The sequence below is a fragment of the Actinoplanes italicus genome (assembly GCF_003001815.1).
In the GTDB taxonomy this organism is placed as follows: Bacteria; Actinomycetota; Actinomycetes; order Mycobacteriales; family Micromonosporaceae; genus Actinoplanes; species Actinoplanes italicus.
Genome location: NZ_PVMZ01000004.1, coordinates 483,218 through 507,626, shown reverse-complemented (window position 1 = coordinate 507,626; position 24,409 = coordinate 483,218). Strand labels below are relative to the sequence as shown.

The 24,409-nt window shown below is 69.3% G+C and carries 32 protein-coding genes; 18 read left to right on the top strand and 14 right to left on the bottom strand.

The features are described 5' to 3' along the window. Positions 1-284: 284 nt before the first annotated feature. The 3 genes from CLV67_RS13685 to CLV67_RS13680 all read right to left on the bottom strand — a co-directional run bounded on the left by CLV67_RS13685 (position 285) and on the right by CLV67_RS13680 (position 1,025). A complete protein-coding gene (locus CLV67_RS13685; RefSeq protein WP_106318075.1) occupies positions 285-497 on the bottom strand; it encodes a helix-turn-helix transcriptional regulator in 213 nt (70 codons plus the stop codon). 103 nt (positions 498-600) lie between these two features. After that, entirely contained in the window at positions 601-774 is a 174-nt protein-coding gene (locus CLV67_RS51860) for a hypothetical protein (RefSeq protein ID WP_170153838.1), read from the bottom strand. Positions 775-851: 77 nt separating this feature from the next. Next, positions 852-1,025, bottom strand: coding sequence for a CsbD family protein (locus CLV67_RS13680; RefSeq protein WP_106318073.1), 174 nt, complete (start codon positions 1,023-1,025; stop codon positions 852-854). Between the two features lie 336 nt (positions 1,026-1,361). On the opposite strand from CLV67_RS13680, the gene CLV67_RS13675 reads away from it, so the two are divergent. Beyond that, positions 1,362-2,552: a SpoIIE family protein phosphatase gene (locus CLV67_RS13675; protein WP_106318238.1), complete on the top strand. Its 1,191-nt coding sequence runs from the start codon at positions 1,362-1,364 to the stop codon at positions 2,550-2,552. A 15-nt stretch (positions 2,553-2,567) separates the two neighbouring features. Here the strand turns inward: CLV67_RS13675 and CLV67_RS13670 are convergent, their stop codons facing one another. After that, positions 2,568-2,801: a hypothetical protein gene (locus CLV67_RS13670; protein WP_106318071.1), complete on the bottom strand. Its 234-nt coding sequence runs from the start codon at positions 2,799-2,801 to the stop codon at positions 2,568-2,570. A 103-nt stretch (positions 2,802-2,904) separates the two neighbouring features. Between CLV67_RS13670 and CLV67_RS13665 the strand changes: the two genes are divergently transcribed. Together CLV67_RS13665 and CLV67_RS13660 are read left to right on the top strand one after the other, a co-directional pair. Continuing rightward, positions 2,905-4,152: a PP2C family protein-serine/threonine phosphatase gene (locus CLV67_RS13665; RefSeq protein ID WP_106318070.1), complete on the top strand. Its 1,248-nt coding sequence runs from the start codon at positions 2,905-2,907 to the stop codon at positions 4,150-4,152. A gap of 201 nt (positions 4,153-4,353) precedes the next feature. Beyond that, complete coding sequence (locus tag CLV67_RS13660; RefSeq protein ID WP_170153837.1) at positions 4,354-5,370, top strand: ATP-binding protein; 1,017 nt, start codon at positions 4,354-4,356, stop codon at positions 5,368-5,370. A gap of 16 nt (positions 5,371-5,386) precedes the next feature. Here CLV67_RS13660 and CLV67_RS13655 read toward each other — a convergent pair whose 3' ends face one another. Beyond that, on the bottom strand, positions 5,387-6,163 hold the full coding sequence (locus tag CLV67_RS13655) for an RNA polymerase sigma factor SigF (protein ID WP_106318066.1): 777 nt from the start codon (positions 6,161-6,163) through the stop codon (positions 5,387-5,389). A 304-nt stretch (positions 6,164-6,467) separates the two neighbouring features. Here CLV67_RS13655 and CLV67_RS13650 point away from each other — a divergent pair, with 304 nt between their 5' ends. Continuing rightward, complete coding sequence (locus CLV67_RS13650; RefSeq protein ID WP_106318064.1) at positions 6,468-7,043, top strand: GAF and ANTAR domain-containing protein; 576 nt, start codon at positions 6,468-6,470, stop codon at positions 7,041-7,043. Between the two features lie 244 nt (positions 7,044-7,287). After that, positions 7,288-7,725 (top strand): response regulator, encoded by a 438-nt coding sequence (locus CLV67_RS13645; protein ID WP_106318236.1) that lies wholly within the window; start codon positions 7,288-7,290, stop codon positions 7,723-7,725. Between the two features lie 15 nt (positions 7,726-7,740). Here CLV67_RS13645 and CLV67_RS13640 read toward each other — a convergent pair whose 3' ends face one another. The 3 genes from CLV67_RS13640 to CLV67_RS51855 form a co-directional block, all read right to left on the bottom strand. Continuing rightward, positions 7,741-7,950: a cold-shock protein gene (locus CLV67_RS13640; protein ID WP_106318062.1), complete on the bottom strand. Its 210-nt coding sequence runs from the start codon at positions 7,948-7,950 to the stop codon at positions 7,741-7,743. Positions 7,951-8,161: 211 nt separating this feature from the next. After that, positions 8,162-8,476 carry a hypothetical protein gene (locus tag CLV67_RS13635; RefSeq protein ID WP_146169099.1) on the bottom strand — a complete coding sequence of 105 codons (315 nt, stop codon included), beginning with the start codon at positions 8,474-8,476 and terminating at the stop codon, positions 8,162-8,164. Positions 8,477-8,499: 23 nt separating this feature from the next. After that, positions 8,500-8,646: a hypothetical protein gene (locus CLV67_RS51855; RefSeq protein ID WP_170153835.1), complete on the bottom strand. Its 147-nt coding sequence runs from the start codon at positions 8,644-8,646 to the stop codon at positions 8,500-8,502. Positions 8,647-8,859: 213 nt separating this feature from the next. Between CLV67_RS51855 and CLV67_RS13625 the strand changes: the two genes are divergently transcribed. Then, positions 8,860-10,860 carry a PAS domain-containing sensor histidine kinase gene (locus CLV67_RS13625; RefSeq protein ID WP_170153834.1) on the top strand — a complete coding sequence of 667 codons (2,001 nt, stop codon included), beginning with the start codon at positions 8,860-8,862 and terminating at the stop codon, positions 10,858-10,860. Positions 10,861-10,882: 22 nt separating this feature from the next. On the opposite strand, the gene CLV67_RS13620 is transcribed toward CLV67_RS13625, so the two are convergent. Further along, complete coding sequence (locus tag CLV67_RS13620) at positions 10,883-11,143, bottom strand: hypothetical protein (protein ID WP_106318054.1); 261 nt, start codon at positions 11,141-11,143, stop codon at positions 10,883-10,885. A 73-nt stretch (positions 11,144-11,216) separates the two neighbouring features. After that, positions 11,217-12,260 (bottom strand): fatty acid desaturase family protein, encoded by a 1,044-nt coding sequence (locus tag CLV67_RS13615; protein ID WP_106318052.1) that lies wholly within the window; start codon positions 12,258-12,260, stop codon positions 11,217-11,219. Positions 12,261-12,360: 100 nt separating this feature from the next. On the opposite strand from CLV67_RS13615, the gene CLV67_RS13610 reads away from it, so the two are divergent. Together CLV67_RS13610 and CLV67_RS13605 are read left to right on the top strand one after the other, a co-directional pair. Continuing rightward, positions 12,361-13,641: a sensor histidine kinase gene (locus CLV67_RS13610; RefSeq protein ID WP_170153833.1), complete on the top strand. Its 1,281-nt coding sequence runs from the start codon at positions 12,361-12,363 to the stop codon at positions 13,639-13,641. Further along, positions 13,629-14,264, top strand: coding sequence for a LuxR C-terminal-related transcriptional regulator (locus CLV67_RS13605; RefSeq protein ID WP_106318050.1), 636 nt, complete (start codon positions 13,629-13,631; stop codon positions 14,262-14,264). The genes CLV67_RS13610 and CLV67_RS13605 overlap by 13 nt, the downstream gene beginning before the upstream one ends. Before the next feature lie 15 nt (positions 14,265-14,279). Here the strand turns inward: CLV67_RS13605 and CLV67_RS13600 are convergent, their stop codons facing one another. Beyond that, positions 14,280-15,917, bottom strand: a complete 1,638-nt coding sequence (locus tag CLV67_RS13600; RefSeq protein WP_106318048.1) for a Na+/H+ antiporter — start codon at positions 15,915-15,917, stop codon at positions 14,280-14,282. A gap of 292 nt (positions 15,918-16,209) precedes the next feature. Between CLV67_RS13600 and CLV67_RS13595 the strand changes: the two genes are divergently transcribed. Together CLV67_RS13595 and CLV67_RS51030 are read left to right on the top strand one after the other, a co-directional pair. After that, positions 16,210-16,413 carry a cold-shock protein gene (locus CLV67_RS13595; RefSeq protein WP_106318046.1) on the top strand — a complete coding sequence of 68 codons (204 nt, stop codon included), beginning with the start codon at positions 16,210-16,212 and terminating at the stop codon, positions 16,411-16,413. A gap of 138 nt (positions 16,414-16,551) precedes the next feature. Continuing rightward, on the top strand, positions 16,552-16,788 hold the full coding sequence (locus CLV67_RS51030) for a hypothetical protein (RefSeq protein WP_146169097.1): 237 nt from the start codon (positions 16,552-16,554) through the stop codon (positions 16,786-16,788). A gap of 28 nt (positions 16,789-16,816) precedes the next feature. Here the strand turns inward: CLV67_RS51030 and CLV67_RS13590 are convergent, their stop codons facing one another. Further along, complete coding sequence (locus CLV67_RS13590) at positions 16,817-17,515, bottom strand: hypothetical protein (RefSeq protein WP_106318044.1); 699 nt, start codon at positions 17,513-17,515, stop codon at positions 16,817-16,819. 74 nt (positions 17,516-17,589) lie between these two features. On the opposite strand from CLV67_RS13590, the gene CLV67_RS13585 reads away from it, so the two are divergent. From CLV67_RS13585 to CLV67_RS13560, 6 genes are all read left to right on the top strand, one after another. Continuing rightward, positions 17,590-18,324, top strand: coding sequence for a class I SAM-dependent methyltransferase (locus CLV67_RS13585; protein ID WP_239166096.1), 735 nt, complete (start codon positions 17,590-17,592; stop codon positions 18,322-18,324). Next, complete coding sequence (locus CLV67_RS13580; RefSeq protein WP_106318040.1) at positions 18,321-18,614, top strand: hypothetical protein; 294 nt, start codon at positions 18,321-18,323, stop codon at positions 18,612-18,614. The genes CLV67_RS13585 and CLV67_RS13580 overlap by 4 nt, the downstream gene beginning before the upstream one ends. A 35-nt stretch (positions 18,615-18,649) precedes the next feature. Next, the gene (locus CLV67_RS13575) at positions 18,650-19,444 is read left to right on the top strand and encodes a nitroreductase family protein (RefSeq protein ID WP_106318038.1); all 795 of its coding nucleotides are present in this window, start codon (positions 18,650-18,652) and stop codon (positions 19,442-19,444) included. Between the two features lie 116 nt (positions 19,445-19,560). Continuing rightward, entirely contained in the window at positions 19,561-19,953 is a 393-nt protein-coding gene (locus CLV67_RS13570; protein ID WP_106318036.1) for a MarR family winged helix-turn-helix transcriptional regulator, read from the top strand. A gap of 70 nt (positions 19,954-20,023) precedes the next feature. Then, the gene (locus CLV67_RS13565) at positions 20,024-21,118 is read left to right on the top strand and encodes a hypothetical protein (protein WP_146169096.1); all 1,095 of its coding nucleotides are present in this window, start codon (positions 20,024-20,026) and stop codon (positions 21,116-21,118) included. Positions 21,119-21,189: 71 nt separating this feature from the next. Further along, entirely contained in the window at positions 21,190-21,924 is a 735-nt protein-coding gene (locus CLV67_RS13560; protein ID WP_106318032.1) for an NAD(P)-binding domain-containing protein, read from the top strand. A 49-nt stretch (positions 21,925-21,973) separates the two neighbouring features. Here CLV67_RS13560 and CLV67_RS13555 read toward each other — a convergent pair whose 3' ends face one another. Further along, on the bottom strand, positions 21,974-22,363 hold the full coding sequence (locus CLV67_RS13555) for a MerR family transcriptional regulator (RefSeq protein ID WP_106318030.1): 390 nt from the start codon (positions 22,361-22,363) through the stop codon (positions 21,974-21,976). 93 nt (positions 22,364-22,456) lie between these two features. Here CLV67_RS13555 and CLV67_RS13550 point away from each other — a divergent pair, with 93 nt between their 5' ends. Together CLV67_RS13550 and CLV67_RS13545 are read left to right on the top strand one after the other, a co-directional pair. Then, positions 22,457-23,101, top strand: a complete 645-nt coding sequence (locus tag CLV67_RS13550; protein WP_106318028.1) for an SDR family NAD(P)-dependent oxidoreductase — start codon at positions 22,457-22,459, stop codon at positions 23,099-23,101. Positions 23,102-23,195: 94 nt separating this feature from the next. Further along, positions 23,196-23,984 carry a maleylpyruvate isomerase family mycothiol-dependent enzyme gene (locus tag CLV67_RS13545; RefSeq protein ID WP_106318232.1) on the top strand — a complete coding sequence of 263 codons (789 nt, stop codon included), beginning with the start codon at positions 23,196-23,198 and terminating at the stop codon, positions 23,982-23,984. Positions 23,985-24,007: 23 nt separating this feature from the next. On the opposite strand, the gene CLV67_RS51025 is transcribed toward CLV67_RS13545, so the two are convergent. Further along, the gene (locus CLV67_RS51025; RefSeq protein WP_146169095.1) at positions 24,008-24,400 is read right to left on the bottom strand and encodes a hypothetical protein; all 393 of its coding nucleotides are present in this window, start codon (positions 24,398-24,400) and stop codon (positions 24,008-24,010) included. Positions 24,401-24,409 lie beyond the last annotated feature (9 nt).

Sequence of the window (24,409 nt, the reverse complement as noted above, 5' to 3'; positions counted from 1 at the left end):
CACCATCGCGGTGACGCCGATCCGAGACGCCGGAGCTGTGCTGCATGGCGGTTCTGGCGGCGTAGGCGTACGGCACCCGCACCCGGCCCGCCGTCGAGGTAGGTTAGCGCCCGCACCCCGTCGAGCTTGGTACTCGAACGCCCATCCGCCCTTGTGCGGCAGCGATCCCGCGGCGGCCGGCATCGGTGCCGCCACGGGAAGCGCCAGCGGCTCCGTGATCACCCGGTCGAGGTACCCGCGATGGACCAGGCGATACACGGCCGGCCGGAACGACAGCGGAGTAGTTACGCCTGCTCGCTGTCGTTCTTGTTGCTGCGGTGCACGGCCATCCACGCCTCGACGTCCTCGGCGAGCCAGACCTTGCCCTGCACGAGATCGGCGATCGGCTTGGGGAAGTCCGCGCGGCTGGTGATCTGGTAGGCGCGCTGGCGGCTGACACCGCCGAGGCGGATCCGGATCTCGTGTGCGCCCACCAGGCGGAGTTGCTTCGTCGACATACCAGCGACAATAGCGGGCCGACTAGTTGTCATCATGCCCCAGGTGGGCGATTCACCGTACAGGTAAATGATGCGCCTTTGCCGGAGTGTCAGCGGCTCCGCGTCACGAGGGCGGATCCTCGCTCAATTCGGCCGGATCGAGGCGGAGCATGGCGAGCAGCCCTCCGTGCCGTTTCAGATCGATGCAGTCCGGTAGTTCACGGTCGACGAACTCGGCCCGGCCGTGCTGACCGCGCTCTCGGAGAGCGGCCAGCACGGCCGCTTTCGCGATGGTCATGTCAGATCTCCCGGCTCGGATGACACGCGCCCTCGACGGGCCGGCCGGAACCGGGCCGGCCGAGGGCGCGTGAACTGCTATTTCTTGAAGGCGTCCTTGATCTTCTCGCCGGCCTGCTTGACGTTCGAGGTCCGCTCGTCCGCCTTGCCCTCGGCCTGGAGGTCCTTGTCGTCGGTGGCTTCGCCTATGCTCTGCTTCGCCTTGCCGGTGGCTTCCTGCGTCTTGTTCTCGATCTTGTCGTCGAGTCCCATGACGTTCCTCTCCCGCACTCGCGCACGGACCTCGTCGGCTGACGACATCTCGCTGAGTAGCGGTGCTGCACCGGGGGTGCCCACGTCCGGCGCGACCAAACAATTCGCCGGCTTTCGATCGGCCGCGTGGTCCGGCGGTCATACCGTCGTGTGCCGGGCGCGACGCCCGCCCAACCGTGACCCGGTGGCGCGGGCCACCAGGTGAACGCCGTGCAAGACTCGGTGGGTGGACCAATCGATACCTCGAGCCGCCGATTGCGTCGGTGCCTAGTGTGGCCGTTGCTTCTCCGGTCACGTCGGCGTCGCAAGCTCGCGGACCGTCCGGTGCCGGCGGAGATGCCCCTCCCGGTTCTGCTGGAGGACGACCTCGAAGACCTCTACGACAACGCGCCGTGTGGTTTCGTCTCCACCCTGCCGGACGGCACGATTGCCAAGATCAACGGCACGCTGCTCACCTGGCTCGGGTGCAGCGGCGGTGACCTGGTCGGACGGCTGCGCTTCGCTGACCTGCTCACTCCCGGCAGCCGGCTCTACCACGAGACACACTGCGTTCCGCTGCTGCGGCTCCAGAACGAGGTCAAGGGCATCGCGGCGGAGATGCGTGCCTGTGACGGCACCGTGTTCGCGGTCCTGGTCACCTCCGTCGTCAAGAGCGGCCCCGACGGCCTACCGCTGCTGATCCGTACCACCGTCTTCGACGCTCGAGAACGCCGGGCGTACGAGAACGAGCTGCTCGACGCCCGGCGGATTGCGGACCGGGAGCGCGACCGGCTCCGCCTGCTCGTCGGCGGGCTGCAGCGTAGTCTCCTGCCCGCGTCCCTGGCGGTTCCGCCCGGCATGACCACCGCGTCGCTCTATCACATGGCATCCCCCGACGAGGTCGGCGGAGACTTCTACGACCTCTTCCCGCTCTCCGGCGACAGGTGGGGGTTCTTCCTCGGTGACGTCCGCGGGAAGGGAGTGGCCGCCGCGGCGGTCACCGCCGCAGCCCGGTACACACTACGGGCCGCGGCCGTCTACAACAGTGAGCCCGTCGCCGTCCTTCGTAACCTCAACGCCGTCGTCTACCAGGACTATGCCGCGCCGGAGCACCGGCACTGCACCGTCATCTTCGGCATTCTGGAGCGGCGGGGCAGCGGCTACACCGCCACCGTCGCCTCCGGAGGCCACCCGCCCGCCCTCGTGGTCCGCGCCGACGGGTCCGCCGCCTACCACACGACGGACGGCGGCACGCTGATCGGCATTCTGCCTGCTCCTCGCCTGGTGTCCCGGACGATCTCGCTGGAGGCGGGAGACACCCTGATCCTGTACAGCGACGGGCTGACCGAGGCCCGGACCCGGGCCGGTGGACGTTACGGCGACGAGGCGTTGCTGGAGTTCGTGCGCGATCGGGGCCCCACCACCGCCGCGCTGGTCGTCGACGCCCTCGCCGGCCTGCTCACCACCTTCGCGGAGGTCGACGACGACGTCGCGCTGATCGCTCTGACCTGTGGCGACGGGGATCCGGTGGTGGCGTGCGCGCCGTGACCATGATCGCCGGGTTCAGCCCGCGGCGGCCTGCGGTTCCAGTTCCTGCCAGTCCTCGTTCGAGCCGCGCCAGGCATCGGCGACGATCAGGGCGGACCCGCGTCCCGGGCACTCCTGCACGCGATAGCGTCCCGCCGTCCCGCCGATCTGGACCAGGACATCCCACTGAAAGCCGTCACTGCGTATGTAGACATCCCGCCGGAAGCGGGCTGTACTGCTGCCGTTCCACCAGTGCCGCTGAACAATCATGCGGTGACCCTACCGGTGACGGAGACGTGAGACGTCCTTCCGTTCCGCGTGGGGGATCGACGTGCGGCACACTGCCTCTGGCGTCGTGTCGAGAAGGGTCATCATGAGCGGCATCGAAGCCCTGGGCCGGCTGCTACGGCAGTCGCACCACGCCCGGCCCGACGACCTTCCGCAGATGGCGATGCGAGCCGCTCCGCTCGTCGGCGCCACTGCCATGATCATTTATCTGGTCGATCATAAGCAGCGCGAGCTGCTGCCCCTCATCGCGGGGGACGCTCCGGCACGTGATCAGCTCCTGATCGACGGAACTCTCGCGGGCCGCGCGTTCAGCACGGTCGCCGTCTGCGTGAGCGAGTCCGACGCCGACGGCGCCCGCCTGTGGGCGCCGCTCATCAACGGAGCCGAACGCCTCGGCGTTCTGGAGGTCGTCCTGGCCGGTCCCGCCGGCGAGTCGACGGTGGAGGACTGCGCGACCGTCGCGGCGTTGCTGGCCGAGTTGGTCGTCACCCGCGACCTCTACAGCGACACGATCGAACGGCTGCGCCGGCGGGAGCCCATGCTGCTGGCGGCGGAGATGCTGCGCGCCCAATTACCGCCGCTGACGTTCTCGACCGGGCATCTGATGATCAGCGGAATCCTGGAGCCGTGCTACGACGTCGGCGGTGACGCCTTCGACTACGCGGTCAACGGCGACATCGCGCACCTTGCCCTGTTCGACGCCGTCGGTCACGGCTCGGCCGGCGGAATGCGGGCCGTCATGCTGGCGTCGCTCGCGTTGGCGGCTTACCGTAACGCCCGTCGTGCCGGCCTCGATCTGATCGGCACCTATCACCGGATCGACCAGGCCGTCCAGGACCATGACCGGTGGGGCCTGATCACCGCGGTGCTCGCTGAGCTCGACCAGCGCACCGGGTTGCTGCGGGTGATCTCCGCCGGGCACCCCAGCGGCGTGGTGATCCGCCAGGGCAAGGCGGTCAAGGTGCTACCGACCCCCACCGCCCTGCCGGTCTCGCTCGGTCATCATCGGCCGCCGGTCGTCGTCGAGGAGGCCCTCGAGCCGGGCGACCACGTGCTGCTCTACACCGACGGCATCATCGAGGCACGCTCCAGCGACGGTGAGCCGTTCGGTCTCGACAGACTCGTCGACTTCACGGTCAAGGCCATCGCCGACCAGCTGCCGGTGCCGGAGACCACCCGCCGGCTGGTTCACGCGATCCTCGATCATCAGGACGACTGCCTCCAGGACGACGCCACCGTGCTGCTCACCCGGTGGAACAGCCCGGCACCTGCCCGCTCCGACACCGAGCTTCCGGAGTCCGACAACCGGACACCCCTCGACGCCGGCGGCTGACCTGTCCAGGACGGAGCCATCGGCCGATCGGAGTACATGCCGGTCGGCCGGGTATCCGTACGCCGTATCCGCCGGTTGATCGCACTTCGCCGGAGTCCGACAGTGGCGGTGGCGAGGCGAACCGATGACCTCGTTCCAGCGCACGGGAGAGTTGCCGACCATGACCCTTCTCATCCCCGTAGCAGTGACGACGGTCCTGAGATGACCGTGGCCCACGGAACCGGGCCGGTCGCGGCCCGGTTCGTGCACGCGGCCCTGGTTGTCGAGACCGACCGTGACCTGGACGTGCTGGCCGCTGAGCTGATGCGGTCGGCGAAGCTCTACGACGAGGTACGGGTGGTCGTCGGTGAACGCACCCGGGCCGCGCTGACCGATCTCACCGTGGATCTTCCCGCCACGATCTGCTGGGGCGCACCGGACGGGTTCCACCAGAGGCTCGGGTTCGCCTACGAGCGGTTCCGCCGCCATCTGGCCGACGAGCATCGAGCGGGGCGCCGGGTTCATGTGGTCGCCGAACCCGATCTGACCCGCGGCACGGACGCCGGCCTGCGGGCCGAGCGGGTCGCCGCCTACCTGGCGTACGAGGCGATCTGCAACCATACGTATGCGCTGGGTGCCTCCATGGTCACCTGCGTCTGGGACAGCCGGCACCACCCGGACACGGTCATCGAGCACGTGCGCGCGACGCACCCCCATCTGGTCACGGCGACCGGGCGTACCCCGTCACCGGACTTTCTCCCGCCGGAGCGTTACCTGGCCGAACATCACCACGTGCCGATGGGGACGCCACCGGCACACGTGGATCACGACGTCACCGTCGGCGCGGACGCCGAGCTCGGTGGACTGCGGTCGGCCATCGACGGCTGGGCTTGGGGCCATCGGTTCACCGGAGAAGCGCGGGAGGACCTGGTGATGGCCGTGGCCGAGATCGTGACCAACGGACTGCGTCACGGAGGTCCACCGGTCCGGGTTCGGGCCTGGTGCCACGGCGGCACCCTCGTCGTGCAGTGTGACGACGCCGGCGACCGTGTGATCCCCGCCGACGCGGGCTACCTTCGGCCCGATCCGGTGGCGGTGGTGGCGGGCGGACGGGGTTTGTGGCTGGCCCGCCAGCTGGCCGACGTGGTCAGGGTGTCGTCGGAACCGGGCCGTACGTCGGTCCGGCTGTCCTTCCCGCCTGAGGTCATGCCGGCCGCATGTCGTGACGTCCGCCGATGACGGGAGGCGGGCACGGTCAGACGTCGGCACCCCCGAGCTCCTGCCGCAGCTTGATGAGGGCCCGGGTGAGCAGCCGTGACACGTGCATCTGGGAGACGCCGACCTGCTCGGCGATCTGCTGCTGGGTGAGATTGCCGTAGAAGCGCAGGCTGATGATCTTCTGCTCGCGCTCGTCGAGGCCGGCCATCGCGGGACCGAGGGCGATGCGTAGCTCGGCCAGTTCGTATCCGGCGTCCTCGCCACCGAGGGTGTCACCGAGTTCGGTGCCGCCCTCGACGGTCGGTGTGGACAGGCTGGTCGAGTTGTACGCCCGGGCGCCTTCAAGACCCTCGATGACGTCGTCCTCGCTGATGCCCAGATAGCCGGCGATGTCGGCGACCTTGGGGGAGCGGCCCAGCGTGTGCGTGAGTGTGTTGTTGGCGCCGGTGATCGCCAGCCTCAGCTCCTGCAGCCGGCGCGGCACGCGTACCGACCAGGTCTTGTCCCGGAAATGCCGTTTGAGTTCACCGACGATCGTCGGGATCGCGAACCCGGCGAAGTCGACGCCACGCTCGGCGTCGAACCGGTCGACTGCCTTGATCAATCCCAGGACGGCGACCTGGTAGAGATCATCGCGAGGCTCGCCCCGGTTGGCGTAGCGGCTGGAAAGGTGCCGGGCCAGGGGCAGCCACGCCTCGATCACCCGGTCGCGGAGGCGACGCCGTGAGGGGTGGCCGACAGGCAGAGCGGCCATCGCAGCGATCAACTCGCCGGCTCGGTCGGCACTGGTCGCGGTGGGGGCGATGACGGTCATACGGGGCTCCTCGCGGTCGGTCGTTGGACCGGCAGAACAGAGAACGAGCACTCCGATGACCGTTGCCTCAACTGTCGTCCTTACTACTTCCCCCCGAAAGCAGGATGTCGAAACCATCCTTTCGTACTGCAGATTCCATCCTTTCAGTGGTTGTGCAATTTACTGAGAATGGAAGTGAGTCGCCAAGGACGCATACCCACACCTGGGGTGCACCCCGGTCATCGCCGGCACGTCACACCTGTCTGCGCCACATTTCCGGCACCTGGGTTCCCGTGCCGGCCAGAGGTATTCTCGGTGGCAGCCGGTGATTTCTTCAGACGCCACTGTCCGGGTGGGTCATTGTCGGTGGCTGCAGTACGGGGCGGGGGAGGGCCCGTGTCTGGACGCCTTGGACACCGGGCAGGTGCTGCAGATCGACGACATGGCGGCCGAGACGCGCTGGGACGGGTATCGGCCGCAGGCGGTCGCGCACGGCGTGGTCAGTTCGCTGTCGTTGCCGTTGTTCGCCGGTGAGCACACAGCGGCAGTGCTCAATCTCTACGCCCGGACGGGCGCCGCGTTCGCGGGACAGGCGCGCCGACGCGGCGAGGAGTTCGCGAGGCAGTGCTCGGCCGCGCCGACGGTTGCCCGGCGGCTGGCCGATCAGGCGGATCTGCATCACCAGCTGCTGGAGGCGATGGCTTCGCGCAGCATCATCGATCAGGCCGTCGGCATTCTGACGGCCCAGCAGAGGTGCTCCGCGGACGAGGCGTTCGACCGGTTGCGCACGGCGTCGCAGCATCGCCATCGCAAACTGCACGACGTGGCCGCCGAGATCGTCACCAGGGTTTCCGGCCGACCGGCCGACCCGGGCGGCTTCCGCCTGCCTCGCGAGCGATGACACCGGCCGACTCCGCGTTCAAGGCCGCCAGGATGGTTCCGGGTTGTGACGAGCGGGTGCCCCGCTACGGGCACTAACCCGGCCAGGCGGCTCAGGTCCGAACCGGTGACCACCATACCCGCCGATACCGTCGTGACACGTTGGGGCACAGGCATGTCCGGCACCCCGCGGGGACCGCTATTGTTTGGCTGAATGCAAGCGTTCACGTTCGTGCGGAACCGGCTGAAGGTGAGCGGTTGTGACCATGGTTCGGGCTCTTGACGTGTTGATCGTCGATGACGACGACGCGGATGCCCTGATGATCGAGGAAGCGCTCGAGGGCGCCAGTGTCCCGCCCGTCGTGCACCGCGTGGTCGACGGCGGACAGGCGCTGGAGTACCTGCGTTGCGAAGGCGAGTTCACCGACGCGGTGCGGCCGGACCTGATCCTGCTCGACCTCAACATGCCGCGGATGGGCGGCCGCGAGGTTCTCGCGGAGATCAGGCGCGACGAGGCACTGACGGCCATCCCGGTGGTCGTGCTGACCACCTCTGACGCGGTGCCGGACATCGTCGCCAGCTATGCCGGTCACGCCAGCGCCTTCGTGACCAAGCCGATGGAACTCGACGCCTTCGAAGCGGCCGTCCAGAACATCAGCCGTTTCTACGGAGACGTCGCCACCCTCCCGGTTCCCCCGGCCTGAGGAAATGTCCGGGCCTCATGACCGGAGCGGACGGATGTTGACCGCGTGGATCTCACTGTGGCCATGCGCGATGTCGAACTCGACTCGCTGATTCTCCTCGATGCCTTCGGCGCCGGATCCCGTGACGGCGGAGAAGTGCGCGAAAATATCCGCGCCGCCGTCGTCGCGGGCGATCAATCCGAACCCCCGGTCGGCGCTGAACCATTTCATGGTTCCGGAGGTCATGATTGCTCCTGGCATTCATAGGGCTCGGAAATGCTTTGATCGAAGAATTGAAATGGCAGCAATGCAAAACTAGCACGGGCTTTGCGTCCTTCAGGTGCCAGATATGGCGAACAGGATGACGCGAATTCTGCTCAGATTCGATCCCGTGCGGCGCGGGCCGTGCGAGAGATCAGCGAGCCTCCAGGCGGGACGACCCGGTCGGCCTGGCGGCTCATTGCCCGCCGTGCGCACCGGGGTCCGGGCCGCCGGCCACAGAGATCCGGATTCCCGTGCCCGTCTCCTCTATGCTGAATCCTTCACTCCTTTCCCGGCCCGGCAGCATCGCGTCGTACAGTTCCGCGTTGGAAATGTCTACCGTTCCACCCTCACGGGCGACAAGGATGCTGAGAACAGCACGCAGGTTGACGTCGCTGAGATAGCGCATGAGGCTGACCCGTTCCTGTGAGGAGAGGCGACGACCTGGCCGGAAATCGACGATGCGATCGGGAGACGAGGAAATGGGGAATCCGATGAGATCGCCGTTCACGCCGCTCTCCCGGAGATCTCAGCCTACTCGTCGGTCAGCTGCCGGGCCATCAACCCGTCGGCCGCCGGCCCCGCGGCCGTCCCGGAATTGATCTCCCGCCGATCGGTTTTCCTGTTCCGGCCGGCGGCCAACCTGTCGCGGGTGTCCGCCGCGATGGAGTCCCCACCCATGGCGTCACCGTATACCGGCACACACGCCGCCATCGCGGTGCGCGGCGGCCTCCCCGGAGCACCGGCCGCCGTTCGTCCGCGCTCCGCACCGTCCCGGCCAGGTCACGGCATATGCTGATCGGGAGCAGGGCACCGCACCGGTATGTCGACACACCCCCCGCCGCGTCAGCCACCCGGTGTACCAGCGTCGTCGGGCGAAGGGGCGGGTACATCGTGGCCGAGGCGGTGGAGCTTGATTTCCGGCGATTGTTCGACAGCGCGCCGGTCGCGTTGCTCGTGCTCGATGCCGACCTGACGATACGGTACGTCAACGGCGCGTTCCTGGCGTCGACGATGACCCGGCGCGCGGAGATCGTGGGCCGGCGACTGTCCTCGCTGCTCCCCGATGATCCGCACGAACCCCGGACCACCGGCGCCAACGACCTTGAGGCGTCACTGCGGCGCGTCTCCGAAACCTTGCCCGCGCTCTCCGGCGGCGGCACGCTCGACCTTTGCCATGCGACGCCGGTCAGCGCGCCGGTGTTCGACGAGTCCGGTGAGCTGGCATGGATCGTGTGCCGGGCCGGTGACGTCCAGCAGGGAGACACCGCCGCCGGGGCGAGGATCCCCGCGACCGGGGTGGCGGCCTGGGCCGGCGGGCGGCAGGAGCTGATCGAGCAGAATCAGGCGCTGCGGGCCGTCCTGGACAGCCTCGACGTGGCGGTGCTCGGCTACGACCGGAACGGCCGGGCGATCCTGACCAATCCGGCCGCTCGCCACCTTGTCGATGCGGCGGGCCAGGCCGGAGACGACGCCGTGCACCCCCGGATGGCGCTCATCGACACCGCGGGCCGGCCGATGGACGACGAGCGGCATCCTGTCGCCCGGGCGTTGCGAGGTGAAGCCGTCCATCACGTCGAGGTGTACGTTCCGGCGGCCGACAACCCGGCGCGGATGTATCTGGCCGAGGGCGGTCCGGTGACCGGCGCGGGGCCGCTCGCCGCGGTCCTGGCCTTTCACGACGTCACGCTGCTCGGCAGGGCGAAACAGCTGAAGGACTGCGTCGTCCGGGTCTCCGAGATTCTCGGTGAGGTCGGGCCGGCCGGTCTGATCATCGCGAACGCGGTGAAGACCGTCGGCGTCATGCTCGGCTGGGCCGCCTGCGAGTTCTGGACGATCGACCGGGTCGGGCAGGTGATCCAGCGGCGTAACCGCTGGCAGGCCCACGACGACCCCTCGGACGGCCTCGACCGGGTGGGTGATCTCCTCGAGGGAGAGGGCCTCGCCGGTTGCGCATGGGAGAGCAGGAAGCCGGTGTGGGTGACCGACCTCGGCAGTGACCCGATCACCGCCGCTCAGACCGACTGGAGTCCGCTGCGTGCCGCGCTGGCCGTACCGATTCCCAGCGGCTCGTCGGTTCTCGGTGTCCTGATCTTCTACAGCGACCACGACGAGACACCCGACGACATGCGTACGGCGATTCTCACCAGCATCGCCGCGCATCTCGGGGAATTCCTCGAACGGCGCCGGGCCGACGAGTCCATCACGGCACTGGAACACAGCCGCGACGAGTACATCACCCTGGTCGGCCATGAGTTGCGCACCCCGTTGACCGGCATCCAGGCCAATGCCGAGATGCTGCGCGCCGAACCCGACATACCGGCCGCCGAACGGCAGCAGATGCTCGAGGTGATCAGCCGGCGCGCCGCGGAGCTCAACCGGCTCGTCGCGACCCTTCTCGACGTGGCCGGCACCAGGGCCGGACACATACCGTTGCACTCCCGCCGCATCGACCTCACCGAGATCGTCCGAGCCGCTGCCGCCCCCGACGACCCGGCTGCCGGCATCGATGTCGACGCACCGGCGACACTGCCCGTGTACGCCGACCCGGACCGGATCCGCGCTGCCCTCGACGAACTGCTGAGCAACGCACGAATGTGGGCGCCGCGGGACAGCCGCGTCAGCGTCACCGTACGCGGGGACGAGCGCACCGCCGTGGTCACGGTCGCCAACAGCGGTCCGCGGATCCCCGCCGACCAGCACGCTCGTGTCTTCGAGCTGTTCTACCGCAGCGATGAGCTGCGCCATGGGGGAGTCCCCGGCTCAGGCCTCGGTCTCACCCTCGCCCGGGCGATCGTCGAACAGCACCGGGGCACCCTGACCTTGAGCGAGCCCGACGCGAGCACCACGACCTTCACCATCCGCCTGCCCCGCAACGCCGGCCGGGAGCCGTGACGGCCCGGACCCGGCGTCGTCCCTACAGGTATTGGCCGCTCGTCGCGCTGTCGTGCCGTGCCACCCTTATCGATACGACGTTCGCCAGATTGACGAGTACGGCGTTCTCGCCGGTCTCCCGGTCGTACCTGGCTCGGGTGAGGATCAGGGCGCGTCCCTCGTCCAGCGCCCGGGCGATCGCCTCGACGGCTTCGTCCGGGCCTGGGAAGTCGCTGGTCAGCACGGCCACGTCCTCACCGCCCACCGGGTGGAACCGAATGATCATCTCAGTGTTGCCGGACATGGTGGTCTCCTCACGCTGTTCTCTGCATACCCCATGTCACCGCCGAAATGCCGGACGTCTCCCGGAGGTTCCGTCAGCGGCGGGCGCGGGCCGCGTGCTCGGCACGGGCGGGTGCGCCGACCTCGTGCAGGTATCGCAGTGCCTGGCGGTAGGACGTGATGATGCCGGTCTGCTCGTACGGCACCCCGATCTCCGCGCAGTAGGCCTGCACGATGGGCTGGGCTTTACGGAGGTTGGGCGCCGGCATGCCGGGGAACAGGTGGTGCTCGATCTGATAGTTCAGGCCGCCCAGCGCCGCGTCGGTGAATCGGCCACCACGGACGTTGCGGGAGGTCAGCACCTGCTTGCGCAGGAAGTCCTCGTCACCGGCCGGATGCGGCATGCCCTTGTGATTGGGCGCGAAGGTCATACCGAGATAGAGGCCGAACAATGCCTGGTGGAGCAGGAGGAACCCGAGAGCCTGCAGAGGCGGAAGAACGATCAGCAGTACGGACAGATAGCCGACGCCGTGCGCGATCAGCAGCGCGGTCTCCAGCCGTGGGCGTTTCACGACTCCGCCGCGCAGGGCCCTGACACTGGAGATCTTCAGGTCGACGGCGAGCAGAGTGAGCAGCGGGAAGAACAGCGCAGCCTGGTGCCGGGTGACGAAGCCTTTCAACCCGCGTCGTCCCAGAGCTGATTCGGTGGCCCAGATGAGCACCTCGGGGGCCACATCCGGGTCGAGATCGTCGTGATTGGGGTTGTTGTGGTGACGGGTGTGCTTCTCCATCCACCAGCCGTAGCTCATCCCGATGCCGACGTTGCCGGCGATGCGGCCGGCGATCTCTCCCGGCCGCTTGGTGCGGAACACCTGCCGGTGGGCGAGGTCGTGGGCCAGCAGTCCCACCTGGGTGAAGGTGATGGCCAGGAACGCCGCCGTCACCACCTGCCACCAGGACGAGCCGATGAGCACGAATGCGGTCCACCCACCGGCGAACATGAGGGTGACGACGCTGATCCGGGCGACGTAGTAGGCGGCCCTGCGTTCCATCAGGCCTTCCGCGTTGATCCGGCGAGCCAGGACGGCGAAGTCGCTGCCGGTCGTCGCCGCCCGCGGCACCGATGTCAGAGTTGTCATGTGTCCATCCAACCGCTCCGGACCGCGATCGTCAGGAGCGCTAGGACCCTCGACCTGGTGGTGCTAGCACCACCATCGCAGCCGGTGCCGGCAGGAGGTCATGGAGTTCGTGAGACTGCGCGTCGGCGGTGCGACCCTGGGACGTGGGGCCCGGCAGGGGCTGCAAAGCGTACTGGACCAGATGGCGGCGATCGGGCTGGCGCTCACCAACGTTCCGTTGCTGGCCGTCTCGGTCGTCGCGTTGGCGTTGACGCCGGTACCGTACCTCGGGCTGGCTCTGGTCCCGTGGACCATGACGCTGGTCCGCAAGCGCACCGACCTGGAGCGCAGGCGTGCATCCCGGGCCGGTGTGCTGGTGACCCGCCCCTACCAGCCGCCCCCGGAACGCGCGATCACCGACGGCTGGGAACGGTTTCGATGGACCGTGACGGATCCGGCCACGTGGCGGGATCTGGCCTGGCTGGCGCCCGGAGCCGTCGTCGGTCTCACGCTTGGGACGATCGGTGTGCTGGTGCCGTTGTACGGGCTTCTGGGGCTGACGCTGACGCCGTCGTGGATCTGGCTCGGCACCGGCTGGTACGGCTACGGAGTCATCTGGTCCGTCGACACGTTCCTCGCCGGTCTGCTCTGCGTGCCACAGGGCGCGATCATCCTCGCCGCCGGGCTGTGGCTGGCGCCGAGGCTGCGCCGGGTCGACGCGCTGTTCGCCCGGCTTCTGCTCGCACCCACCCGAGCGACCGAACTGCGTCTGCGCGTCACCCAGCTGACCGTCACGCGCGCCGGCACGGTGGACGCACAGGCGGCGGAGCTGCGCCGCATCGAACGGGACCTGCACGACGGCGCACAGGCCCGGCTCGCCTCGTTGAGCATGATGATCGGGCTGGCCGACAACCTCATCGACCGTGACCCGGCCGAGGCCCACAAGCTGCTCGCCGAAGCCCGCGCATCCAGCAGAGCCGCTCTGGGCGAGCTGCGCGACCTCGTCCGAGGCATCCACCCGCCGGTACTCGCCGAACGCGGGCTCGACGGCGCGGTCCAGGCGCTGGCGCTCAGCCTGCCCATACCGATCACGGTCGACGTCGACCTGCCGGCACGGCCCGACCTGCCCCTGGAGTCCGCGGCCTACTTCGCCGTCGCCGAGGCACTGACCAACGTCATCCGGCACAGCCGTGCCCACCACGGCTCGGTGTTCTCCCGGCACGCGGCCGGTGTGCTGACGATGGTCGTCACCGACGACGGCCGAGGCGGTGCCGATCCCGCCGCCGGTACCGGGCTGCGCGGTATCGAACGACGCCTCGCCGCCTTCGACGGCACGATCAAGCTGTCGAGCCCACCCGGAGGACCGACCGTCATCACCATGGAGTTGCCGTGCGCGTTGTGATCGCCGAGGACCACGCCCTGCTCCGCGACGGCCTGACCAGGCTGCTGCAGGCGTTCGACTTCGACGTCGTAGCCACCGTCGACAACGGCCCCGCGCTGTTGCCCGCCCTGCTCGAGCACCGGCCCGACGTGGCAGTCCTCGACGTACGCCTTCCGCCCACCTTCACCGACGAAGGTCTGCAAGCGGCCATCGCCGCCCGGACCAGGTTGCCGGGCCTGCCGATTCTCATGCTCTCGCAGCACGTGGAGCCGCTGTACGCCCGGGAGCTGCTCAGTACCCCGCACGGCGGCATCGGATATCTGCTCAAGGACCGGGTGGCCGATGTCGGCGACTTCGTCGAGGCCGTGCATCGGGTGGCCGGCGGTGGCACCGCCATGGATCCCGAGGTGATCTCCCGGCTGCTCGCCCGCCGGGAGCCGCTGGCAGTGCTCACCGCCCGGGAACGGGAGGTGCTCGGGGAGATGGCTCAGGGCCGTTCCAATGCCGCGATCGCGACCAAGCTCGGCATCACGGAGAAGGCCGTGAGCAAGCACATCAACAACATGCTGACCAAGCTCGACATGCCTCCTTCCGACGATGACAATCGCCGGGTCCTGGCCGTGCTGACCTACCTGAACGCGTGAGTGCGTGCTCCGGGTTCACCGGCGTGCCGGCCGGTCCGGCAGCAGTCGTTCCTCGAGGTCCAGTTCGCGTTCCAGGACGCGCAGGCCCTCGTCGGACAACCGCCCGGCGTCGCGCCAGTGCAGGAACTCCTCCCGCTGGGCGTCGATGGCCACGCGGCGCACGTGCAGGGCGGCCTCGTACTGCGGCGAGATGGGTGGGCCCGCCGAGTCGTTGTCGCGCAGCATGGACAGCCGGTCCCGGTAGCGGCTCAGCCGGGCCCTCAGCTGCTCGCGCATCGTCTCGATCACCTGGCCGCTGATGTCGTCGTGTTCCTGCTGTTCCAGCTCGTCGAGCGCGGCGAGTGCGGCCTCCACGGACGCTGCCCGCGCCTCGTTGCGCAGCAGCGCCTGATCGTTGTCGTCAGCACGCAGTCCCAGTGCCCGGACCATCGGCGCGAACGTCAGGCCCTGCCCGACCAGGGTGACGAGCACGACCACGAAGGTGCAGAACAGCAGCAGGTCCCGAGCGGGGAACCGGGCCCCGGTCTCGGTGACCAGCGGCAGAGTGAAGATCGCCGCGAGACTGATCACGCCCCGGGTACCGGCCCAGCTCAGGACCACCACCTGCCGGCCGGTCCATCGCACGGACGTCGTCCCGTCCCGGCGTCGCCGGGCGTACAGCGCTCCGGGCAGCAGCAGGGTCAGCACCAGCCACACCGGCCGCAGCAGCAGAGTGACACCGACGGTGATCGCGACCGCGACGACGACGGTGGTGGTGTCGTATCCCGCCAGCCCCCGGATCACTCCGGGCAGCTGCTGACCGATCAGCAGGAACACGAAGCCCTCGAGCAGGAAGTCGACCAGCCGCCAGACCGCGCTGGTCTGCAGCCGGCCCGCGCCGGAAGCCGATCGCGGCGTGTGGTGTCCCACGATCAGCCCCGCCACGACGACGGCGAGCACGCCGGAGACGTGGACCAATTCACCGAAAAGGTAGGCGCCGAACGGTGTGGCCAGTGACACGGCGTTCGCCAGCATCGGATCACCGCTGAGCGGCCGGGACAGCAGGCGGACGGCGAAAGCGACCACCACGCCCACGGCAACGCCGCCCGTGGCCGCGAGCAGGAACTGGCCGAGTGCAGCCGGCGCCGAGAAGCCGTCCCCCGTAGCCGCGGCCACCGCGACGCTCAGGATGGTGAGTGCGGTGGCGTCGTTGAGCAGTCCCTCGCCCTGGATCAGGGTGATGATCCGGGGAGGCAGGCCGACCTTGCGGCCGACGGCGAGCGCAGCGACCGGGTCGGGTGGCGCGACCGCCGCACCGACCGCGATGCCGGCGGCCAGGGTCGCGCCGGTGACGAACCAGGCGAAGCCCAGGCCGATCAGCAGCGCGGTGAGAAGGACGAGGAGCACCGACAGGCTGATGACGGTACGCAGATTGCGGCGGATCGCGATCATCGACGCGTCCAGGGCGGCGCTGTACAGCAGCGGTGGCAGCACGAAGGCCAGGATGATGTCCGGATCGAGGGGGATGTTGGGCCCCGGCAGCAGGGCGTACCCGACACCGATGATCGGCAGCAGCGCGGCGGCGGGCAGCCCGGTCCGGCCGGCGACCCACTGCACCACCGTGACCACCGCGACGGCGGCGAGGACAAAGATCAGAACCGGCTCGACATGCACCGCACCATCCTTACGGACCGCCCTGGGCGAGCCGGATATACCGGCGCCGTGGGAGCCGAATATCACCGGATCCAAACCGGCCCCAAGATTCACGGATGACAGCCGGATTTCTGTGGTAGGGTTCCCCCGTTGCAGTTTTGATTTCCGTAGACGTTTTCGGCGCCTGATGGGTTATCTGAACCCCTCCAGGCGCTTTTTGCGTTTTCCCCGTCGATTCGACGCGGGTGATCAATGCGGCGGCGTGAGGGTCCGCACAGTGTGGACTCCGACAGCTTGCGAAGGAAAAAAGATCATGGTTACAGGTACCGTGAAGTGGTTCAACGGCGACAAGGGCTTCGGCTTCATCAGCCAGGACGGTGGCGGCCCCGACGTGTTCGCCCACTTCTCGGCGATCTCGGCGAGCGGTTTCCGCAGCCTTGACGAGAACCAGCGCGTGGAGTTCGACATCACCCAGGGCCAGAAGGGCCCGCAGGCCGAGAACATCCGCGTCATCTGATCCACACACTGCCGACGGCGGCTCGACTGGTTTCAGCGGGCCGCCGTCGGCATTGTCTCGGCCAGGAATTCTCCGAGACGTTCATACGATATTCACGGCCCGCACTCCGACGTGACGTGCCGTTCGAGGAAGGCTTCTATGACGACGACCACCAAGGCGCTGCAGCCGCCGATTTCCGGCCCGCTCTCCGACCTTTCGCGCTTCCGGCGCACGGCCTCTGTCGCGGCCGACATGAACTTGACGCCGTTTCTCTCCCCGTTCGCGGCGGCGGATCTGACGCCTGCGCCCCGGGCATCGGACCGCGGGGAACAGGCGATGCACCGGCTTCGCCATCCATTCGTGTCACCGCCCGTCGCTGCTGCTGCGGGGAGCTGAGAGGCCTCGGCGCGCCCCGCCGCGACGGTCAGAGGGGACAGTCCGCGCCGTAATGGTCGGCCGCCACGATCAGCAGGCCACCCGCCGCGGCGGCGAGCAGGATCATGAAGAAGACGTTTCTCCGACCGGCACTGCCGAAGACCCACTCGATCGCAGCGACCGTGCCCCATAGCCGGCCCCTGGAGCCGAAGATGAGGAAGAGCACGAACATCGTGCCAGCGGCGGCGCCCGGGAACAGCAGCAGTTTGCCTAGGCTGTCGGCGACCGCGGCGGCGTCGCACGAGCCGGCCAGCGGGGGCGTATCGCTGACGAGCGGGCAGGTCACCTCGGGTCGGCCGGCGTGGGCGTTCCTGGAGAACTCCTCCCGGCAGGCCGGCGATCGGTTCCGGAAGTACAAGACCTTCTCGATGTGGTCGGCGATGCAGGCCGGCTGCTGATCGTCGAACTGGCAGGGGTTCTCCGGCCGGACCGTGTAGGTGTCGCCGATGGTGCGCAGTGGCGGCGGCTCGGCTCCGGGCCGGCTGTCACACAGCTGCTGAGCCATGTTCCTGATGTAGTCCGTGATCACGACCCGGGCTCCGGATTCGGCCGCGACGTCCCTGAGGAAGTCGGCCCGCTGGCAGTTGGTGCTCAGCGGAGGATCGTCCTGCGCCCGGGCCGACCCGGCCGGCGCGCCGAGAAAGGCCAGAACGGTGAGTAGCATCGCGGCCACGGGGCGCAGGTTCATAGGCTCTTGCTAGACCCGGCCGGGGCGACGGTCAAGGTGGTGAAGCACTCGTTAGCACGCTGATCAATGCGGGTATGCCCGAACGTATGAGCGGTTCCGGCACAGTGGGCGGTCGTACGGGTCTCGCCCGGCGCGACACCGTATCCCAGGAGTTCATGGACGCCCCCGACTGCGACGCTGACCGGCTGGAGCGCACCTACCGGCAGTTCGGCACGGTCAACAGGCTCGTCTCGGGCTGGCGTCGCCTCCACCGGCAGTGGATCCGGCCGCGCCTGGACGCCGAGCGGCCCACCACGCTGCTGGACATCGGTTTCGGCGGCGGGGACATCTCCCGCGCTCTCACCCGATGGGCGGCTCGGGATCGGCTGGTGCTGCGGACGACGGCCATCGACCCGGACGAGCGCGCGCTTCGCTACGTACGGAAGGTGCCGGCGGGTGGCGTCCGGTTCGAGCGGGCGTCGAGTGCGGACCTGGTGGCCCGGGGCGAACGGTTCGACCTGGTGATCTCCAACCACCTCCTCCACCACCTGGACACGGACGAGCTCGCCGCCCTGCTGGCGGACAGCCGGACGCTGTCGCGCGGACTGGTCGTCCACAACGACCTGTCGCGGGACCGTGCGGGCTACGGCCTCTACGCCGTCGCCACGCTGCCGTTCGCCCGCCGATCGTTCATCCACCAGGATGGACTGCTCTCCGTCCGCCGCAGCTACCGGCGTACCGAGCTGCAGGAGATCGTTCCGCCGGGATGGCGGGTCCGGTCGATGTTCCCCCAGCGCCTCCTGCTCACCCACGAGGCGGCACATCGATGAACAGCCGGGCCCTCATCACCGCGGCAGCCGTGAGTTACCTGAGCAACGGCGTTTTCGGTGCTGCCGTCGCGGTGGGTGCGATAGACAACCGGCGCATCCGCTGGGTCCACCATGCCCTGTACGTGGTGACCTCGTCACTGACCACCGTCGCGCTCGCCGCCAGCGTGATCGAGCGCCGGGCCGCCGGCCTCGCGCTGCTGCCGGCGGCCGGCCCGCTCGCAGTGCTGCCCTACGCCGGCGGTGAGCTCCGGCGGCACGCCGCGGTCGCGGGTTCGGCGGCTCCCGCGTAAGCCATCGCCCTTGTTCTGGCCTGGAGGAATCGCTGATGGAGTTTCTCGATGTGGTGCGTCGTCGCAAGACCACCAACGGCGCCTTCCTGCCCGATCCTGTCTCCGAGGAGCATCAGCGGCTCCTGATGGAGGTCGCGGGACGCGCCCCGTCCCAGCTGAACAGCCAGCCGTGGCGGTTCGTGATCGTGGAGGACCGCCCGACGATCGAGACGATCGCGCGGATCAGCGGGGAGAGCATGACCGAGGCGATGTCCAACGGCACCTTCTTCGAGCGCTACAAGCCGTACTTCCGCTTCAGCCGGCAGGAGATGGAACGCCGCCGCGACGGCATGCTGTTCGACCGCCTGCCCGCACCGCTGCGCCCGTTCACCAGTCAGGTGTTCACCTCCCGCGGCCAGAAACTCATGAACGCCATGCGGGTGCCGCAGACCCTCGGCGAGGAGAACCGCAAACTCGTGGCCGGCTCGCCGCTGCTGCTGGGAGTGATGCTCGACCGATCCGAGTACCGGCCGGGGGAGTTGTCGTCCTTCTACTCCGTGTTCAGCATGGGCGCGGCGATGGAGAACGTGTGGCTGGCCACCGTTGAGCTCGGCATGGGCATCCAGTTCATCTCCTTCCCGATGGAGGTGCCCGGGCGCTGGGACGAGATCGTGCGCCTGCTGGAGGTCCCGGACGACCTGGAGCTGATGGCGGTGTACCGCCTGGGTTACCTACCCGCGGAGCTGCGGCGGCCTCCCATCGACTGGACCAGTGAGCAACGCAAGGTGCCCTCGCAATATGTCTTCCGCGGCACCTGCGCAACCCGGCAGGAGGGCTGGGACCCGAGGTGATGGGGCGGAAAGACCTCGGTCCAGATGCGTGGCGAGACGGCGCAAGACGTCGGCGGTGACCATCCGTAGCCGTCCGGGCGGGCGCTCCAAAATCACGGGACTGGAGCTGGCGCGCGCTGGCCGGGCTGCACGCCCGCATCGAGCAGCGGCTCGAACGCGCCCTGCAGGCCGCTCACCGGCTGAGCGTCACCGAGTATTCGGTGATCGAGCTGCTGTCGCGTCAGGAGCGCTGGCACATGCGCATGCAGCACCTGGCCGCTGCCGTCGTGCTCAGCCAGAGCGCCACCACCCGGCTGGTCGCGCGGATGGAGGAGCAGGGCCTGCTGGGCCGCTACCTGTGCGAGAACGACCGTCGTGGCATCTACACCGAGGTGACCGAGGCCGGCCTGCGGCTGCTGGAGGAAGCCCGCCCGACCCATGACCAGGCCCTGCGCGAGGCGATGCGCGACGCCGAGCAGCTACCCGAGTTCGCCGGGCTCGTCGACGCGCTGCGCGGCCGGCCCGCCTGAGAGTGCCACGACCGGGGTACTTCGCAAGCACCTCGTTGATGTTGATGTTCCACCGTGCTCAGATGGGTCGGTGTTCGCGCGGGTTGTCAGGACCACACAGGTAGTAGCCGCCGTCGTGCTCGTCGCGTCGTGCACCGGCAGCGCCTCCGGAAAGGAACGCGCCGGCGCACCGCCGTTGACCAGCGCCCCCGCGGCGCAGCACTACGCCTTCGCCGACGACAGCCATCTCATGATCGCGACCGGCGACCGGATCGTTCACCGGATCCCCGCCGCCAACGTCGCCGGCATCGACTGGACCCACGATGGCCGGTACGTGTTCGCCCTGGACCGCCCGCTCACCGGCGACGGCGCCGACCAGATCATCGCCGCCGACGTCGCGACGGGTGAGACGGTGACCCGGCGCTGTGACTGCATCTCCGCCGCCGCGGTCGGTCCGTCGGACATCCTGTTCATCGACCGCCAAGGGCGCGCCAACCGCCTCGACCTCAGCGACCGGTCGTCGAAAGCCGAACCGGCGTCGTTCACCATGCCGGCGGGACTGGTGGCCCGGCAGGTCTTCGACGGGGCCGGCGACGTGCTTCCGCTGCTCGCGACGGCCAGTGCCGACTTCGACAACACGAGCGGCGCGCTCTACGAGTACACGGCGGCCGGCACCGCACGCCTGCTGCGCGACCTGCCCCAGGTGTACGACCTCAGCATGATCGTGGCCCGCGAGACGTCCTCGGGTGTGCAGTACCTGTACTCCGCCATCGAGGTGCAAGGCGACTGCGCACACCCGGGACCGGTGTTCCTGACCGATCCCGTGACCCGCGAGAGCGTGCCGACCGACGTGACGGTGATCCGCGAGGGCCCGGCCGGCAACGGGACCGACGTCGGTCTCAGCGACGCGTGGTGGGGTGCCGACGGCTCGCTCTACGGCCGGTTGCAGAGCTGGATCTGCTCACCGGAAGGCGGCACACCCGTCACGCCGGCGCAGGTGTTCAAGCTCGCCGGCAACCGATGGGTGACGCACGACCCCCAGGCCCTCACGTTCCGCGACCTTCGTTCCGGGGAACGGCTCGTCGTCTCCACCGACAGCACCCTGTACCTGGAGACCGGCGGAACGCGGGCCCGGATCGCCGAGGACGTCACGCTCGTCGAACCCCAGCCGCCCGCCGGCCGCTGACCGGGTGGTACCCGGATTCATAGGGAAAGCGGCGCCTGGTGGCACCCCGCCGACCGGCCGAGTATCGAGCCATGCAAAACGAAACGGTCGGAGTCATCGGCTCCGGACTGTCCGGCAGCGGGCTGGCACGTCTGGCGGTCGCGGCGGGACACCACGTCGTGCTCAGCAACTCCCGCGGACCCGGGACGATCTCTGACCTGGTCGAGGAGCTCGGGCCGCTCGCCCGTTCACGATCGGCATCCTGGCTGGGCCGATACCCTGAACGGATGCAGATGGTCCTCGGCGGCAGCGTCACGGCCGGCTCCTGGGTTCGCCGCACCGCCCTCGTCCTCGCCTTCGCGCTCCTCGCGCCGGGGATGCCCCCGACCGGGCGGTCGCAGGCCTGGTCCGGTCCGTCCGCGGTCGCGTCGCCGCCACCGGCTTCGCCCGGCCCCGCCCATCTGGACGGCCGGTGGCGCCTCACCGCCGTGACGGCCCACGGCGTCACCACCGAGATCCCCGAGTCCGCCGACGCGTGGCTCCAGCTGACCGATGGCGGTGCGTTCACCGCCTCCGACGGCGTCAACACGATGGGCGGGCGCCTGACGCCCACCGGTACCGGCTTCGATGTCACCGATGTCTTCAGCACCGAGGTCGCCTATGTCGGCGACGATCCGGCCCAGCTGGCCGCCATATCCGGGATCGGCGCGATGGCCCTGGACCCTGACGCCCTGCAGATCAGCGTGTCAGCGGACACCGGCCACCTCAGCGTCGGGGCCGGACCGGTGCGCCTCACCTTCATCCGGGAGCCGCCGGCGATCAGCTGATCGTGGTACGACCTGGTGCGCGGTGCTTGCGGACAGGCCTGGTGACCGCCTACCCCCGGCGGCGCGAACCAACCGCTCCGCCCGTCTGTGCCATCGCGGCGAGAAGGGAATCGAGGGCGTCCTGCTCGGTGCGCAGCCGCGCGATCGTTCCCGCGATGCGCCGCCGTTCCCGCTCCAGGTGGCCGGCCATCCCGGGGCACGCTGCCGGGACCAGCTGCCGGCCGTCGTCGTGCACGCAGTCCAGCACCTGGGCGATCACCGTGGTGGGCAGCCCGGCGGCGAGCAGCGAGCGGATGTGCGACACCGTGACGATGTCGGAATCGGTGTACTCGCGGTACCCGTTGGGCTCCCGCGTCGGCCGCAGCAGCCCCTGCTCCTCGTAGTAACGCAGAAGCCGCACGCTCACCCCGGTCCGGCGGGCCAGGACACCGATCCGCATGTGAGGCTCCCCCTCTCGAGTTGACCTTCACATTGGTGTGAGGCCTTACCTTTCTGAACCGTAAACGGTGAGGGCGGGCCGGAGGGGGACGCGATGTCGGGTGCAGTGATCATCGGGGTAGGGCCGGGGCTCGGACGGTCGGTCGCGCTGCGGTTCGCTCGGGAGGGCCGGCCTGTGGCCCTCCTGGCACGCACGGACCAGGGCGTACGGGCAGTGGCCGACGAGGTGGGCCGGCTGGGCGTGCGCGCCCTGCCGCTCACCGCCGACAGCACCGACGAGACGGCGCTACGGGCGGCGCTCGACGCGTCGGCACGGGAGCTCGGCGAACCGGACGTCGTCGTCTACAACGCCGCGGTCATCCCGGCAGACTCCGTCGGCGATCTGTCCATACGGGGTCATCAGGACGCCTGGGCGGTCAACGTGGGCGGGGCGATCATCGCCGCCGGTCACGTCCTGCCCGGAATGGCCCGCCGTGGAACCGGCTCGTTCATCGTCACGGGCGGGATGCCCGAGCCGAAACCGGAGTACGTGTCCCTCTCGCTCGGCAAGGCCGCGGTACGGAGCCTGGTGACCCTGCTCGACCGGCAGTACGGCCCGCACGGCGTACACGTGGCCACCGTGACCGTCACCGGACCCATCGCTCCGGGAACGGCCCTCGACCCGGAGGCCATCGCCGGCCACTTCTGGCGTCTGCACATCCAGCCCGCCCCGCTGTGGGAGCGAGAGGTCGTGATCTGAGTTCCGCCGGCTCTTACGTCGCCCGCGGCACCGATGAGTTTCACGGGTACGCCCGGTCCTACAGGGCATGATGAACCTGCGAGAGGACCGGACGATGACTGAACTGACCGCGGAACGCGCCCGCCGGGCGATCGTGGAGTACACCCGGCGCCTGGCCGAATCCGCTGCCGTGGCCGGGCCGGACGCCGCCGTGCCGACGGCCCCCGAGTGGACCGTCGCTGAACTGGTCGAGCACGTTGGCCAGACGCAGAACTGGGTCGCGGAGATCATCGAGCGGCGCATCACCGACCCCGCACAGTTGCCCACGGAGTACGCCCTGCTGCCCGCGGACCCCGGCGGGTGGCCGGCCTGGCTGTCGGACGCCGCTCAGCGGGTCGCCGAGGCGTGCTCCGACGACGCGATCGACGCCCCCGTGTTCAACGCCGCCGGCGACGGGCGTACCGGGACACAGTTCTGGACCGCCAGCGTCCTCAACGAGACCGTCGTCCACGGCTTCGACGCGGCCGCCGCCGCGAACCGCCCGGCCGACGTCGACGCCGACATCGCGGCCGCGCTCATCAGCAACCACTTCGCGATGCTCACCTCACCCACCTGGGCGATGCTGCGGCCGGAGTCGGCCCAGGCTCTCCGCGGCACCGGGCAGACCCTGCAATGGCTGGCCACCGACACCGCGGACGCCTGGCTCGTCGAACGAAGCCCCGACGCGGCGACATGGCAGCCCCTCTCCCGGCCGGCCGACGTGACCGTGACCGGACCCGCCGCCACGATGCTGCGGATCCTGACCCGGCGGCTTCCTCTGGCCGGCCGCTCGGACATCGGCGTCGACGGCGACGCCGCCCTCGTCCGGCACTGGCTCGACAACACCGCCCACATCAGCGACTGACCGCAGCCGTCAAGCCAGATGGATCACCGTCTGCGCTCGTCGTCCGCGTCCGCCTCTCGCCTGGATCGTTCCGCTTCGGCATGGTGGCGCCGGGCTTCCTCGTGGTGCTCGACGGCATGATCGGGATCTGCGGTGGCGGCCCGCTCGTGAGCGGCCCCGGCGAGATCATGACCGCGGGCCGTGTCCCGGTGCGCGGCCGCGGCGCGGGCCCGGCTCTCCTCGGCGAAGGCGGCGGCCCGGCTCGCCGACTGCTCGTCGGAGACCACCGCCGCGTCGCCGGAAGGGCCGGCGGCGCGTCGTCTCTCGTTGATCTCCTGTGCTCGCTCGTGCGCCTCGGCTGCACGCTGACCGGCGCGTTCTCCTCGCCGGTGGGCGTCTTTCGCCAACTCGTCCCAGGATCGGTCGTCCGCTGTCATGTCGTGACG

Coding starts and splice junctions, on each gene's coding strand:
- CLV67_RS13680 (WP_106318073.1), bottom strand. CDS start 1,025: ATGGGACTCGACGACAAGATCGAGAACAAGACGCAGGAAGCCACCGGC.
- CLV67_RS13665 (WP_106318070.1), top strand. CDS start 2,905: ATGAGCGGCATCGAAGCCCTGGGCCGGCTGCTACGGCAGTCGCACCAC.
- CLV67_RS13610 (WP_170153833.1), top strand. CDS start 12,361: ATGGAGTTCGTGAGACTGCGCGTCGGCGGTGCGACCCTGGGACGTGGG.
- CLV67_RS13660 (WP_170153837.1), top strand. CDS start 4,354: ATGACCGTGGCCCACGGAACCGGGCCGGTCGCGGCCCGGTTCGTGCAC.
- CLV67_RS13655 (WP_106318066.1), bottom strand. CDS start 6,163: ATGACCGTCATCGCCCCCACCGCGACCAGTGCCGACCGAGCCGGCGAG.
- CLV67_RS51025 (WP_146169095.1), bottom strand. CDS start 24,400: ATGACAGCGGACGACCGATCCTGGGACGAGTTGGCGAAAGACGCCCAC.
- CLV67_RS13585 (WP_239166096.1), top strand. CDS start 17,590: ATGCCCGAACGTATGAGCGGTTCCGGCACAGTGGGCGGTCGTACGGGT.
- CLV67_RS13645 (WP_106318236.1), top strand. CDS start 7,288: ATGGTTCGGGCTCTTGACGTGTTGATCGTCGATGACGACGACGCGGAT.
- CLV67_RS13550 (WP_106318028.1), top strand. CDS start 22,457: ATGTCGGGTGCAGTGATCATCGGGGTAGGGCCGGGGCTCGGACGGTCG.
- CLV67_RS13620 (WP_106318054.1), bottom strand. CDS start 11,143: ATGTCCGGCAACACTGAGATGATCATTCGGTTCCACCCGGTGGGCGGT.
- CLV67_RS13545 (WP_106318232.1), top strand. CDS start 23,196: ATGACTGAACTGACCGCGGAACGCGCCCGCCGGGCGATCGTGGAGTAC.
- CLV67_RS13595 (WP_106318046.1), top strand. CDS start 16,210: ATGGTTACAGGTACCGTGAAGTGGTTCAACGGCGACAAGGGCTTCGGC.
- CLV67_RS51855 (WP_170153835.1), bottom strand. CDS start 8,646: ATGGGTGGGGACTCCATCGCGGCGGACACCCGCGACAGGTTGGCCGCC.
- CLV67_RS13555 (WP_106318030.1), bottom strand. CDS start 22,363: ATGCGGATCGGTGTCCTGGCCCGCCGGACCGGGGTGAGCGTGCGGCTT.
- CLV67_RS13560 (WP_106318032.1), top strand. CDS start 21,190: ATGCAAAACGAAACGGTCGGAGTCATCGGCTCCGGACTGTCCGGCAGC.
- CLV67_RS13615 (WP_106318052.1), bottom strand. CDS start 12,260: ATGACAACTCTGACATCGGTGCCGCGGGCGGCGACGACCGGCAGCGAC.
- CLV67_RS13575 (WP_106318038.1), top strand. CDS start 18,650: ATGGAGTTTCTCGATGTGGTGCGTCGTCGCAAGACCACCAACGGCGCC.
- CLV67_RS13670 (WP_106318071.1), bottom strand. CDS start 2,801: ATGATTGTTCAGCGGCACTGGTGGAACGGCAGCAGTACAGCCCGCTTC.
- CLV67_RS51030 (WP_146169097.1), top strand. CDS start 16,552: ATGACGACGACCACCAAGGCGCTGCAGCCGCCGATTTCCGGCCCGCTC.
- CLV67_RS13685 (WP_106318075.1), bottom strand. CDS start 497: ATGTCGACGAAGCAACTCCGCCTGGTGGGCGCACACGAGATCCGGATC.
- CLV67_RS13590 (WP_106318044.1), bottom strand. CDS start 17,515: ATGAACCTGCGCCCCGTGGCCGCGATGCTACTCACCGTTCTGGCCTTT.
- CLV67_RS51860 (WP_170153838.1), bottom strand. CDS start 774: ATGACCATCGCGAAAGCGGCCGTGCTGGCCGCTCTCCGAGAGCGCGGT.
- CLV67_RS13580 (WP_106318040.1), top strand. CDS start 18,321: ATGAACAGCCGGGCCCTCATCACCGCGGCAGCCGTGAGTTACCTGAGC.
- CLV67_RS13675 (WP_106318238.1), top strand. CDS start 1,362: ATGCCCCTCCCGGTTCTGCTGGAGGACGACCTCGAAGACCTCTACGAC.
- CLV67_RS13640 (WP_106318062.1), bottom strand. CDS start 7,950: ATGACCTCCGGAACCATGAAATGGTTCAGCGCCGACCGGGGGTTCGGA.